Below are 12,094 nucleotides of genomic sequence, written 5' to 3'. Positions count from 1 at the left end.
GCTTGAGCCTCGTTCCTCGCCCCTGCCCCGGAATTCCTAGGCCATCCGTCGCCTGGAGGTCTCGTTGATCACTCCTGACAGCACCCATTGACGCCGAGGGTGGATCGCCGCGTTGACAGCCTACTTGCTCCGAGACCAGGCAATAATTTCCTGCCCAGCCGCATTCAGTTCGATGCGCTTGATGTCGATCACACCTTTTGCGCTGCTGATGAAGGTGACGACCGCCTCGCTAGCGGAATAGGGGGCCGTGACCTGCACGACCTCCTTTTTTCGGAAGAAGCCCTTGCGCTCGGAAATGTCGACATCTTGCGTTTTGGTACCCAAGACCCGGCCATCGTTCTCCTTGAAAATGGCCTGCATCGTCAGATCGAACGCCGTGTCGGGGGCGAGGTACAAATCCCATTCGTCGCTGGCGACCGGGATGGCCTTCTGCCGATGCCCGCCCGCGACGGGTCCGGTGGTCCTGGTGGGCGCAAACTTGGCGAGATGGTCCCGATAGTCCTTGTAGGTACAAACATCCGTTTCACGGGCGCGCTGCTCTTGATCGCTCATGTGTCCCATGATCGATCCAGGTGAAAGGGGTCCGCGATTATGAAACATATTCTCGATATTGGATGGTTTGAATCCGTCCTTTTTCCCTGTCAACTTCGCGACCCGCCAACGAATGCCACCTTTTACGCCGATCGCCGTGAAGGCAACGGAATAGCCGAGGGCTTTAACTTTATCGTTGAAAGAAATGTGAGCAGGCATTGGCCGATCCTTTCAGATACGAGTGTGGAGTAAGGCTTTGCCTTTGCGTTGACTTGCATCCTTACCGATCAACCAGCCGTTCGACGCTCCAAGCACGCATGTCAGCCATGATCCGGACAGGGAATGACCGACCTCGGCCAGCGGTCGGGCCGGATCGCGTAAGAAACCATCAGGAAGGCTTCTTCCGTGCGCCCCTAACGGCCGCCGAACAAGCCAACGAACTCGCCGGAGCACATCAGCGGTCGGCATCTGTGAAGCCGAAGGCCGGTCGCATCGGAGTCAGCCCGGCAAACCCCATACGCCCTGGCGGCTGGCCGGGGCGCCACCTTTTAAGCGATCCGCCATCGGCCGTACCGAGTTCCTCAACGACGGCGTCCATGTGAGAATCCCTGCTTCCGTTGAGACGGATGAACAGGAAGGCCGGGTGCCAAGACAAGAGGCCGCAAGGCTTTCGGATGTTCTTGAGGATGAAACAACCGATTGTGAGACGCAGAGGCAAATGCGCCCCGCGTTGGTCAGCCGTCTCCTCGATCCCACCACAAAGACGCTCAATCGGATCGAGGGATGCGCGCTTGAGACACGCTGCAAAGTCTTTCGAGGCGTCGAAGGGGTCCGATGAGGATAGGGTATGCGTGTCCGGCGGGCTCCAAGGTCGAGCCCTCGGCGGTTCCGTCAGCGACGAGCAATGAAGGTGCGTGCTTGTTCCATATCTATGTCCCGTTCGAAGACAAGGAATTGAAACATGGCGCCGAGCACTTCGGAGGCGTCGGCACCGTTTTCCTGTCGCACCAGAAACCCGATCTCGGCACGATCGCGCAGGACGACATTCTCTACATTCTCGCCCATGGAAGCTACAAGAGCGGCTCCGTCATCGCCGGGACCGTGAAAGGGCTGTTCGGACAGAAAACGGCCCGGAAGACCGCAGCCGAACTGGCGAGCGAACTCGTGAAGCACAAGCTGTCGAAAAGCTTCAAGGATCTCCGCCTGCTGGTCTGTTGGGGCGGCTATGTCGGCGCCTCCACCGCCTGGAACGACGGCAAGGCCACCCACAACTTGAACCGGAAAGCCTCGGACGCGCCTTTCGCGGGCCAACTCTGCTCGGCGTTGAAAGCCAAGGGCTTCAATCGCCTGACGGTCACCGGCTATACGGGGTCGGTCGGCTTCGTCGGCGAAGGCCGTTCGATCGTCATCCCGGATGTCAACGTCAGGCAGAGCGGGACCGGGAAAGGCTGGGTGGGGGATGGTCTCCTGGGGCAGACCAACAGCCTGAACGCCCCAGCGCCCGTGGAGACCCGTCCGCGCAGCGATCGAAGGGCTCTGAGCGAACAGGCCGGGGCCACCCGAACGATGGACAATGCCAACCGAAAGGTCTGGTATTGAGGGGAGCCGCTGGGGCCAGCGTTGAGGGCTGGTCACCATAGGGCAATTCCGCGCGGGCTCGGGCGGGCGTGCGCGCTGCGAGGCCGCCGCCAAGAATCGTTTCATCGACCGGCGTCTCGTGCTTCAAGAGAACGAGGCGTCCGCACCAGCAGTCCGTATGCGTTTCATCGATTTCACCACCAGCAGCATCGCGGCCAGGGAGCGTTACGACGCGTGGCGCGAACGTCCGTGGCCGAGCATGTCCAAGCTCATGCGGACCCAGCCCCCTGCCGGCGGCTTCTATTCGCATTCCCGTGCCTTCGACCTAGGGCCGCTCGTTCTCAACGACACCCGCATGACCGGGCAGACCTACGAGCGAACCTCTTCCATGGCCAGTTCCGACGGGTTCGACAGGGTGAGCATCGCGATCACCCTGGAGGGCCGCTATCATGGCGTGACGTCGGTCGGGGCCTATCGCGGAGCCGCGAGCAGCATCCTGATCGGTGACATGAGCATGGCGTTCGTCCAGTCCTCGACCAACGCGCGTTGCATCACCTTGACTCTGGAGCGGAAAGCGATGGCGCGCCTGGTTCCGCGCGTCGAAACGCTTCACGGCTTGGTCCTGTCGGGGCACGACGCGCAACCGCTCGTGCGGCAGGTTCTGTCCGACCTGGGCGAGTTGCCGGCGCTCGAGGAGGCCGACGGCCCCCTTGTGGCGGAGCGGCTGATCGGCACGTTCCTGTCGTGCGTTGGAACCTCGGCGCCTTGCGTCCTTTCGGAGGACGCGGCGCAAAGGCGGCTCAAGACGGAGATCCGCTGGATCCTCGAGCAGCGCTTCCGCGAACCGGAACTCGACATCGATCGGATCGCGACGCTGGCGCGCGTCTCGCGCGCCACCTTGTACCGGGCCTTCGACGATCCGAGCGGCATCACGTCGGCCCTGACCCGCCTGCGCCTGCGCAAGGCCGCTGCGGCGTTGCACGACCCGCGGGACAAACGACTGATCTCGGAAATCGCCCACAGCGTCGGATACACCAGAAACGACACGTTCAGCCGCGCCTTCCGGGAGACCTACGGTTGCAGCCCGCGTGAATGGCGGAACGCGTCCAAGGGCCAAGCGCCTCCGCTTCGAATGGACAGGCCCTAGCCGGGATCGGCGCCTCAAGGGAGGTTACCGAGCTGGGACGGGCTTCCGCGGGACGACGAGCCTCGCACGGACCTGAACCGCCTGGCATCGCGAGGGGCGCAACCAAACCGGCGGTGGAAGACCTTCGAAAAACGCGCGGCGCTGTCGAAGCCCAGGTTCTCGGCGATCTCGCCGATGGACCGGTGCTCTTCCGGATGAAGAAGGATCGTCTCGGCCGCGTCGAGCCTGCGCTCGGTGATGAACGCGACGATCCCGCCATGCTCTCGAAAAGCCCTGTAGAGCGTGGCTCGCGAAATCTCGAGACTCCTCGCGATGCTGTCCGGGGCGAGCCTGTTGGACGACAGATTGTCGAGGATATACCGCTCGACGCGGCTGAGGATCATGCAGGCCGTGCCCTTTTTCTCAGGGCCGCGATGGGTCGATCTTTCGCACAGGGCCGCGCGCACGAGCAGCAAAGTTGCCTGCATGACGAAAGCCGCCTCGTCCGGGGTCGCTTCCGGCAAGCCTTCGACCAGGGCTGGCATGTGCCGGGCAAGGATCTTCGCGCCGGGCGACCGGAAGACATGACCATGAAGATCCGACATGACGGGCGCGAAATCGACCAGCCTCCGGACGGGAGCCTCGATCGTGATCCATCGACAATTGGCGGTCGAAGACCAGAAGGGGCGGGCGGCGTCGAACCCGATGAGGTCGCCAGCGCCGACCACGACAGGACGCCCCTCGACCTCGCCCCTCATTTCGCCCTCTCGCGGAAGCAGAAGGACGAGGCTGCTCTCGCGACGCTTGCGCGTGGCCGGCGCCTTCAGGGCCTGACCATGGGAGCCTGTCTCAGCGGAGATTGTCAGCTCGCCCAAGCACCATGTTTCGTAGTCGGGGTCTGATGGTGGGATCGGCATGCTCAGGGTCCGTGACGCAATCTGGCGAGCGGCCTCGCGTCCCGCGACCACGCCCAGCGGGGCGGTCGGCCCCGAAGCGTGGCGCGCCACGAGACGAGGAGGGCTCGAGGCTTCAGTCCTGGGTCAGCTTGAGAAGGATCACGGCATAGCCGGCGGGCTCAAGCATGATCCGCTTGTTCTGCTCGAAGGAGTGAAGGTCGCCGAAGTCGAAGCGCCCCCGCAATCCTTTCGTGGTCAATTCGTGGACGAGCGAAAGGGCCGGTCCCGGCCCGCCCGCCTGCCCAGGAGCTTCAACTCGCGATAGGCCTGCCAGTGCAGCCGAAGCGCCAGATCGAGGTCGGTGATCGCGGTTGCCTTCAACTGCAACTTTCGAGCGACCGTCAGCACGAGACCGGCCGCCGTTCCCACCATTCCGACATCGGGAATGGCGGTCAGCGCGAGATTTCCGGTGCGATGAACACCCTTCAGACCCTTCATGACGATGAGGGCTTCGAGCATGGCCCGAAGCGAGCCACCGTCCTGGACCCTCTTCGCCATCGCCTCCAGCCGAACCGCATGGGCGATGGTGGAGCCGAGCGCAACGCCATGCCTCGCGATCTTCGTCGTGTTGACGACGGACCCGAAATGAGCACCGACGGTCCCCGCCCCGTCGAAGGCCGCACTGGTCCTCGACTTCCATTTGCGACGGCTCAGGTTTCGCTGCGTCAGCGGGCTGTCGCCTTCATGCCCGTTGAGCGTCATCCAGGGATTGGGGGGATAGCTGTCCTTGTTCGCCTTGCTCAATAAGAACGTCGCCGTCGCCGCCTTGAAATGCGGATTCTCTTTGAGGATGAGACGGACTTTGTTGGGGTCGAGCACGGCCTGGACTTTCCCGTTGCGATACCTGCGACGGCGAGCTAGCGGCATGGACGGACCAGCTGCAAGTTCGGGGTTTTGGCTGTTCGTCTCAATGTAGAATACCGGCTCTTATCAATTCGACCGGTCGAGTAGAGAAGAGTCGGTAAGTTATAGGGGGGAATATGGCTTATCCGGTTTCCATCGATATCCGGTTTCGAACCCGGCATGACACGGACGCGCGAACGGTCCCTGACCCAGCGGTGCCATCGGGCAGGCTGACGACAACAGGTTCGGGAAGGACGGCGTCGATCCGCGAGGTCACGCGTCCATGAGCCAGCACTTGCCGTCCGTTCGGATCAGCAGCGCCGACCTCGGCCCGGAGGGGGCCTTCCATCGGTGGCGAGCTGTTCTCCCGCAATATGATATTCGCCTTCCGGCCGGGCGCGATATGCAAGACTTCGAGATGGACGCAGCCGCCTGGCTGCTCGATCCGCTCGTCGTCATGGCTGGGAAGACCACCTCCGCCTGGGTGGACCGTCCGCCGAACGCAACCAAGGGTGACGAGACGAATCTCGTCTTCGTCGTTTTTGCCGAAGGGCGCTGGGCGGGGAACGCCGACGGCAAGCTGTTCGACTTCGGCGACGGCGAGTTGATCGGTCTGGACACGGCCCGACCATCGGTTGGCCTTTCGACCGATAGCCGGTGGGTGATGATCAACGTTCCAAGGCAGGCATTGGCCAAGCTGGTTCCATCGATCCCGGACTTGCATGGTCACGTCTTCCGGTCGGTCAGCGCACAGTTTCTGATGGACCACATGATCTCCCTTGCCCGTCACCTGCCGATGCTGCCGGTGGAGGAAGCCGAACGGATCACTCGCGCCTCGCTTTGCCTGATCGCCGCCGCGCTCGACGAACTCCTGCTGTGCCAGGACACGAACCGAGCCTTTGCGCCCTCCGCCATTCGAACCAGAGTGGAGCGGCATATCCGGCAGAACCTATCGGCTTCCCATCTCACGCCGGAATCGATCTCCGTCGATCTCGAGATCGCCCGCTCGACGCTCTATCGCGCCTTCCAGCCTCTTGGAGGCGTTTCCAGGTTCATCATGGAACTGCGGCTGGAGGCGGCCCGCGCCATTCTCTTCCACCCGGAAGATCATCGGTCGATCGGCGAGATCGCAAACCTCCTCGGCTTCGACAGCACGGCGCATTTCTCGAAAGCCTTCAATCGTCGTTTCGGCTGTTCTCCGCGCGTTGCGAGATCGACAGGGACGACCCGCTTCCCGCTGAGTGGTCGAATGCTCTTCGACTTCTGGAAGAACGTCTTGAGCAGACCCGACCAATCGGAAAGCGAGGGGGGATAGTCGTATCCTGTCAGGACAGGGAACGAGACGAGAGCGCGATGGCTTGAGAGGCGAGCGCAATAGATAGAGCCACTTCGCTCCGTATGCCGAATAGGCGGACCCGATGTGAGGCTTCGGCCTGGGAACGGCTCGTTCAGCCTTCCATCCCCTCAGAAGTAAAAAACAGGAAGCTTCGCGGTCCGGCTGACTATTCGCGGCAGAGCTCATCGAAGCGCAGGTCGGCCCGCCCATGCGTCAGATCGTTCACCAGGCGCGACATCGTATCGACCTTGTCGCGGGGGATGGCGAGCGACCATTGGGCGCCCGTGTCGTTGAAGCGCGTGCTTTGAATTTCCACGCCAGCCTGGGCGCCGATCCGAGCTTGCAGAAGCGCGAGATCGCCGAACTGGCACGTCAAAGTGGCCGGTATCGTTTCAAGAAGCGGCACCTTCTCGGCATTATGGAGGCAGAGCGCGGCCGTGCCGCCATAGGCGCGGATGAGACCACCGGTGCCAAGACGAACGCCTCCGAACCACCGCGTTACCATCACGACGACGCGATCCAGCCCTTGCCCATCGATCGCCTGCAGGATGGGCTTCCCAGCCGTTCCGCTCGGCTCGCCATCGTCCGTGAACCGGTAGCTCTGTCCGAACCGCCAAGCCCAACAATTGTGATGGGCTGTGGGATCGGCATGCAGCCCCACGAACGCCTGCGCCGCCTCGACGCTCGAGATTGTGTCGGCAATGGCGAGAAACCGGCTCTTCTTGATGTCTTGCCGGGCTCGCGACTCTGACACGGGCGTGTGGAGGATGCTCATGTCGCTGTGTACCAAATGCCGCTCCATCTGGGATAGCGGATCGAGGCACGAAGCCGGCATGTGACGCCGGCTGGCGAAGGGCTGTCAAGAACCCGCGATGTCGTCCCCGCTTCCGCCAGCTTCAGCTTTCTTGTTTCATCCCGCGCTCGGTTGGATGGTCTGTCGGATGGACGCATGGCGGGATGACCACTCCAGCTTCGGAAAGGCCGGGGAAACTTTGCGACAGAGCATTTCCACGCCCTTCATTTGGAAAGGCGTCACGCTTGGGATCGACGCAGGGAGACCGCGCAGATCTGCTTTACGTCCCTGAATCATAGCGCCTACGAGCCACGGCCTTGCGGGAGAGCCCGCCGCTTTATCGCTTCCTCAACGATCCATCTTTAGGCTGCAGCCTGCCTTGCTGGATTGCCCGCCGCCATGTCCGACGCCCTCGCCCCGACGCCCGAAAGCCCGTCTGAAACGTCGCTGGCATTGGCCCGCCGGGTCTTGTCGACCATACCGCCGTTCCTGACTCCACCCGACCCCGCCGGGGTCGACCTCGGCCACTCGCTGATAGGACCCAAGGCGTCGGTCACGCCACCAGCACCGAGCGAGCCCCCGCTGGCCCCTTTCAGCACCTCGGACGCGGCGCGTTTCGAAATTCTCCTGGGGCAGGACAAGTTCCTTGCGCCCCTGCGACAGCTCGGCGTCGAGGGGGACAGCCTGTTCGGCCGCGCCCGCCTTCGCCCCCATCAGCTTCTCACCCTGCTTCACGACGACCTGACGCGCCTCTTCCGGCGAGCCGACCTTTCGCCCGCTTCGCCGGGCTGGGTGCGCGAGCGCCATCATGGCGCAGAATGGCGCTCGGACCTCACCGAAATGCCGGCCGGGGACGACTGGCGTTTCGATCGCGACGCCATGCGCGAGCGCGGCTTGTATCGGCGCGAGGCGGATCGGATGCGGGACCTCGGCCGCCGTTTTCGCGCGCGCCTCGCCGGCGGCGGCTTGATCCTGGTGCTTGCGGGCGCCGAGCCGGTCGAACCGGCGCTTCTCGCCATGATCCAGGCGGAACTGACGCGGCTTGGCGGGGGCGCGCCCTTCTGGCTGCTCGTGCTGGGCGAGACGGACCAAGCGGCGTATTTCGCCCGCCTCGAAACCCTGTCGGAGCGGGTCCTCGCCGCCTCCCTCCCCCGCTCGGGATCGAAGGGCGAGGCGCTTTCGGCCCTTTTGCGCCAAGCGCTGGAAGCCGCGCCCTTCGCCGAATGGGAAGCAGTGCAAGGCGCCGTCGCAGCGCATCTGGGGCCCGGGCCTCGCGCGCTGCCTTTTCCCTCCAAGACGGAGGTCGGCAGCACGGGCGGCGAGCATGATTTCGGCTGGGGCGAGGCCGTGCTTCTCCATGGCCACGACTGGTCCCGCCAGGTGGACAGCCAGTTCCTGCTTCATGCCTCCGAGCCCTCGAAGCCGGAGACCGCGCTGGAATGGCGAAACGTTCGCCTGCTTGGGGCGACGCGGCTTCGGGCCGAGGCGGAAATCCCCATCGCGACGGTGGCGCCCCTGCGCCTCGAACTGACGGCCTTCCAGGGCGAAGCAGAGATCGCCCGCACCGCGTGCGAGATGTCGGACGGGTCGCGCGCCGCCACTCTGTCGCTCGCCTTCCCCGCCCGGGCGCGGGACGGGCTGCGAGTGCGCCTTCGCGCCACCACGCTCAACGAGTTGCAGACGGGCGAGCGCTCCGTGGTCGCCCTGCGCGCGGTTCAACTGGAACCCGCCGAACCCGACGCCGAGCCGCCCGAAGCGGCGGAGGCCGCCTTCGTGCCGGTGGTCGCGCCCCGGCCGGGGGACGAGAGCCTGTTCTCTCGCGAGATCATGGCGCCGCGCGAGACCTGGGCCAAGACCCTGCCGCGCTTTCTCCTGAACCTTTCGGGCGAGGAGCCCGACGTCTCGCGCATCTACAAAGTGGAGCGGCTGACGCAGGGCCGCGCGGTGGACCGTTTCGAGAATGCCGGGATCGTCGGCTTCAACGGGATCGTCCGCTCGGGCCGCTTCTTCGACCGATACACCGTGCATGGCGAGGACGATCTTCTGCGCATGGCCCGCGCGCACGGCACCTACGAGAACGCCGCGACCGGCCTGCAGCTGCACGAAGGCGGGGCGGTTCTGGCGCGCGAGGCGCTGGAGCGGGCCGAGCATCTCGAAGGGTCGATCTTTCTCGGCACGCCGGACGAGCCGGACAATTGGGGCATGTGGCTGCTTCTCGGCCTGCCCGGCATGCATCACTTCGCGAGCCATCGGGACCGGTACGACCGTTTCCTGTGCGAGCGCCAGCATCCCTGGCAGCGCAGCCTTCTCCAGACCTTCGGCCTCGCCGACGAGGACATCGTCGAGCAGCGGCGCGGCGCGACCTATTGGTGCGAGAGCGTCAGCCTCCTGCGCATGGTCGGGCGGGACCTGATCCTCGCCCCGCACGAGCGCGACATCTTTCGCGATCTGGCGGAGCGGCTGGCCCATGGCAGCGCGGCGCCCGCACCGGAGCGCGTCTTCCTGTCCCGCCTCAGCCGAACCCGCAAGGGCGGCGCCTATCGCGGCCTCCTGAACGAGGAGGAGCTGATCGACGCGCTGGTGCCGCTCGGCTTCACCGTGGTGGAGCCGGAGCATCTTTCCTTCGCCGAGCAGGTGGCGCTCTTCGCCAAGGCGCGGGTGGTGGTGGGCCTCGGCGGCGCGGCCATGTTCAACACCGTGTTCTGCCAGCCCGAGACGCAGGTCGTGACGATCGAAAGCACGGGCGTCTTTCTCGACGCGCACACCAATCTCTTCAGCTCGCTCGGTCTCGCCTACGGCGTCGTGATCGGCGAGGAGGACCGGACCGACCCGCGCCCGAGCCAGCGCCGCTGGCGCCTTGACGTGCCCGGCACCGTGGCGGCGCTGCGCGAGATGCTGGCCTGAGGCCACGCGGGGCCGGACATTCGATTGAAAGCAAAAGGGGCGGCGCGGGCTGCCCTTTCGTCGTTCGGGCTTCTGCGCGCCGCGCGCGAGGTCAAGGCCGCAGCACCAGCTCCATGCGATCGGCGGGGAAGCGCGCCCGGATCACCTGCACCGGGCGGTTGTCGAGATCGACATCCACCGCCATGCTGACCAGCACGATCGAGTCGGGCGAGGTCGCCAGATGGTCGGCGTCGAGCGGGTGGACGCGCTCGGCCGTGATGCGCGTTTCGCGCCGACGATAGTCCGAGACGCCTTCCAGCTTCAGCGCCTCCGTCACCGAGCCGGTCTCGGCATAGGCTCGCACGATGCCGGGAAAGCGCTCCACGCTGAAATGCGAGGTCGCGATCGACAGCGGAACGCCATTGGCGACGCTGAGCGTTTCCAGCCGATGCAGCGGCGCGCCCGGCGCGCAGCCGAGAAGCGCGGCGAGCGCGGCGTCGGCGCGCGTGGCGTCCGCCCGGATCAGGCGCCCGCCCGGCGTGCGCCCCTGCGCCGTGACGTTTTCGGAGAAGCGCGTGCGCGGGCCGATGGGATAGGCGAGCCGGCGCGCCGGCGCGTTGACGAACGTGCCCCGGCCGCGCTCGGCCCGCAGCAGCCCTTCGCTGGCGAGCGACTGGATCGCGCGCCGAACCGTGTGCCGGTTCACGCCGAAACTGTCGGCCAGCTCCGTTTCCGGCGGCAGCTTGTCCGCGAAGGCGCCGTCCATGATCGCGGAGCGGATCTTGTCGGCCACCCGCCGCCAGCGCGTCACGCCCTCGTCCGTCTCGTTCACGCCCGCTCCCGCCAAAAGATTCGCGCCCAAAGATTCGCGCCTGTCATCCTGATGTCACCGATGGACGGATAAAGAAGGATCGTCCAGACTAAATGTCTAAACAAATAGACCAATGAGCGGACCGACCCATGCTCCAGCCCTCCTCCGACCCGGACATCTCGTTTCAGGAACGCCGTCGCCGCGCCATCGGCGCCTTCGCGCTGGCCGATGGTGCCGTGCTGCGCGTGCTGCACGGCCAGGTCTGCGAGGCCGCCCCGCCGGCGCGGCCGGTGCGCGGGCCCGAGATCGGCCTCGTCATGCTGCGCGGCCGGGCGGGCGGAGGCGGAGCGCCGTTCAATCTGGGCGAGGCCAGCGTCTGCCGCGCCACGGTGCGGCTGGGCACCGGCGAGGTCGGACACGCCATGATCCTGGGGCGCGACAGCGACAAGGCGCGGCTCGCCGCCCATTGCGACGCGCTCTGGCAGCACCCGGAGTGGCAGGAGCGGATCGAGCGCGAGATCGTCGCCCCGCTCCTCCAGGCCGACACTGACACGCAGAGCGATCGTGCCGCCGAGACCGAGGCGACGCGGGTGGATTTCTTCACGCTGGTTCGAGGCGAGGATCAGGCATGACACAGGCTTCCCTTTCCGCCCTCGCCGTCTCGGGCGGCTTCCAGGACCCGGTTCTGGGCTCGCAAGACGCCTTTCGCGCCGTGATGGACGCCTTCGCCGCGCCCGGCACGATCGCCCGTCTCGCCGCCTCGGTGGAGGCGCCGGCACCGCTCGCGCCGGCCGCCGCCGTGTTTCTGCTGACGCTGGCCGATGCCGACGCGTCGATCTTTCTGGAGGGCGCGGAGGCCGGCGCGGCTGCCGCCTGGCTCGGCTTCCACACCGGCGCCAGCCTCGTCGCGGCGCCGGGCGAGGCCGCCTTCGCGCTGCTCACCCTCGGTTCGGACCCCGCCGGCTGGGGCCGCTTCGGTATCGGCACCGACGCCTATCCCGACCGCGCCGCGACCCTGATCCTGCCGGTGGAATGCCTGGAAGGCGGCGCGCCGCTCGTTCTCACGGGCCCCGGCATCGAGACGGTCCGCACCATCGCCCCGCAAGGCCTGCCGGCGGGGTTCCTCGCGGCCCGCGCCGGCAATCGCGCGCTGTTTCCGCGCGGTCACGATCTCGTTCTCGTGGCGGGCGACGGGCTGATCGCCCTGCCGCGCTCCACACGCATCGCGGAGGCTTGA

The 12,094-nt window shown here is 65.7% G+C and carries 11 protein-coding genes; 6 read left to right on the top strand and 5 right to left on the bottom strand.

The features are described 5' to 3' along the window. Positions 1-120: 120 nt before the first annotated feature. Positions 121-750 (bottom strand): hypothetical protein, encoded by a 630-nt coding sequence (locus tag M673_RS17440; RefSeq protein WP_148640169.1) that lies wholly within the window; start codon positions 748-750, stop codon positions 121-123. A gap of 699 nt (positions 751-1,449) precedes the next feature. Here M673_RS17440 and M673_RS17435 point away from each other — a divergent pair. Together M673_RS17435 and M673_RS17430 are read left to right on the top strand one after the other, a co-directional pair. Then, the gene (locus M673_RS17435; protein WP_061977988.1) at positions 1,450-2,130 is read left to right on the top strand and encodes a hypothetical protein; all 681 of its coding nucleotides are present in this window, start codon (positions 1,450-1,452) and stop codon (positions 2,128-2,130) included. Between the two features lie 157 nt (positions 2,131-2,287). After that, complete coding sequence (locus M673_RS17430) at positions 2,288-3,256, top strand: helix-turn-helix transcriptional regulator (RefSeq protein ID WP_061977987.1); 969 nt, start codon at positions 2,288-2,290, stop codon at positions 3,254-3,256. A 14-nt stretch (positions 3,257-3,270) separates the two neighbouring features. Here M673_RS17430 and M673_RS17425 read toward each other — a convergent pair whose 3' ends face one another. Together M673_RS17425 and M673_RS17420 are read right to left on the bottom strand one after the other, a co-directional pair. Continuing rightward, positions 3,271-4,110 carry a helix-turn-helix domain-containing protein gene (locus M673_RS17425; RefSeq protein ID WP_061977986.1) on the bottom strand — a complete coding sequence of 280 codons (840 nt, stop codon included), beginning with the start codon at positions 4,108-4,110 and terminating at the stop codon, positions 3,271-3,273. A 276-nt stretch (positions 4,111-4,386) separates the two neighbouring features. Continuing rightward, a complete protein-coding gene (locus tag M673_RS17420; protein WP_148640168.1) occupies positions 4,387-4,935 on the bottom strand; it encodes a hypothetical protein in 549 nt (182 codons plus the stop codon). A 382-nt stretch (positions 4,936-5,317) separates the two neighbouring features. On the opposite strand from M673_RS17420, the gene M673_RS17415 reads away from it, so the two are divergent. Then, positions 5,318-6,349 carry a helix-turn-helix domain-containing protein gene (locus M673_RS17415; protein WP_061977984.1) on the top strand — a complete coding sequence of 344 codons (1,032 nt, stop codon included), beginning with the start codon at positions 5,318-5,320 and terminating at the stop codon, positions 6,347-6,349. A 187-nt stretch (positions 6,350-6,536) separates the two neighbouring features. Here the strand turns inward: M673_RS17415 and M673_RS17410 are convergent, their stop codons facing one another. Beyond that, a complete protein-coding gene (locus tag M673_RS17410) occupies positions 6,537-7,145 on the bottom strand; it encodes an IMPACT family protein (protein ID WP_061977983.1) in 609 nt (202 codons plus the stop codon). 417 nt (positions 7,146-7,562) lie between these two features. Here M673_RS17410 and M673_RS17405 point away from each other — a divergent pair, with 417 nt between their 5' ends. Beyond that, entirely contained in the window at positions 7,563-10,067 is a 2,505-nt protein-coding gene (locus M673_RS17405) for a glycosyltransferase family 61 protein (RefSeq protein WP_148640167.1), read from the top strand. Between the two features lie 91 nt (positions 10,068-10,158). On the opposite strand, the gene phnF is transcribed toward M673_RS17405, so the two are convergent. Then, positions 10,159-10,878 (bottom strand): phosphonate metabolism transcriptional regulator PhnF, encoded by a 720-nt coding sequence (phnF, locus tag M673_RS17400; protein WP_061978281.1) that lies wholly within the window; start codon positions 10,876-10,878, stop codon positions 10,159-10,161. A 128-nt stretch (positions 10,879-11,006) separates the two neighbouring features. Between phnF and phnG the strand changes: the two genes are divergently transcribed. Then, a complete protein-coding gene (gene phnG, locus M673_RS17395; protein ID WP_061977981.1) occupies positions 11,007-11,489 on the top strand; it encodes a phosphonate C-P lyase system protein PhnG in 483 nt (160 codons plus the stop codon). After that, positions 11,486-12,094: a phosphonate C-P lyase system protein PhnH gene (phnH, locus tag M673_RS17390; protein WP_061977980.1), complete on the top strand. Its 609-nt coding sequence runs from the start codon at positions 11,486-11,488 to the stop codon at positions 12,092-12,094. Before phnG ends, phnH begins: the two co-directional genes overlap by 4 nt.

It is taken from the genome of Aureimonas sp. AU20 (assembly GCF_001442755.1).
Taxonomy (GTDB): Bacteria; Pseudomonadota; Alphaproteobacteria; order Rhizobiales; family Rhizobiaceae; genus Aureimonas.
Note: the sequence above shows the minus strand (reverse complement) of the source record. Positions and strands in the feature narration are given on the sequence as shown.

Bases quoted from the DNA above. Each gene is read 5' to 3' on its own strand.
- M673_RS17440 (WP_148640169.1), bottom strand. From the start codon at position 750: ATGCCTGCTCACATTTCTTTCAACGATAAAGTTAAAGCCCTCGGCTAT.
- M673_RS17430 (WP_061977987.1), top strand. From the start codon at position 2,288: ATGCGTTTCATCGATTTCACCACCAGCAGCATCGCGGCCAGGGAGCGT.
- M673_RS17415 (WP_061977984.1), top strand. From the start codon at position 5,318: ATGAGCCAGCACTTGCCGTCCGTTCGGATCAGCAGCGCCGACCTCGGC.
- M673_RS17410 (WP_061977983.1), bottom strand. From the start codon at position 7,145: ATGAGCATCCTCCACACGCCCGTGTCAGAGTCGCGAGCCCGGCAAGAC.
- M673_RS17405 (WP_148640167.1), top strand. From the start codon at position 7,563: ATGTCCGACGCCCTCGCCCCGACGCCCGAAAGCCCGTCTGAAACGTCG.
- phnG (WP_061977981.1), top strand. From the start codon at position 11,007: ATGCTCCAGCCCTCCTCCGACCCGGACATCTCGTTTCAGGAACGCCGT.
- phnH (WP_061977980.1), top strand. From the start codon at position 11,486: ATGACACAGGCTTCCCTTTCCGCCCTCGCCGTCTCGGGCGGCTTCCAG.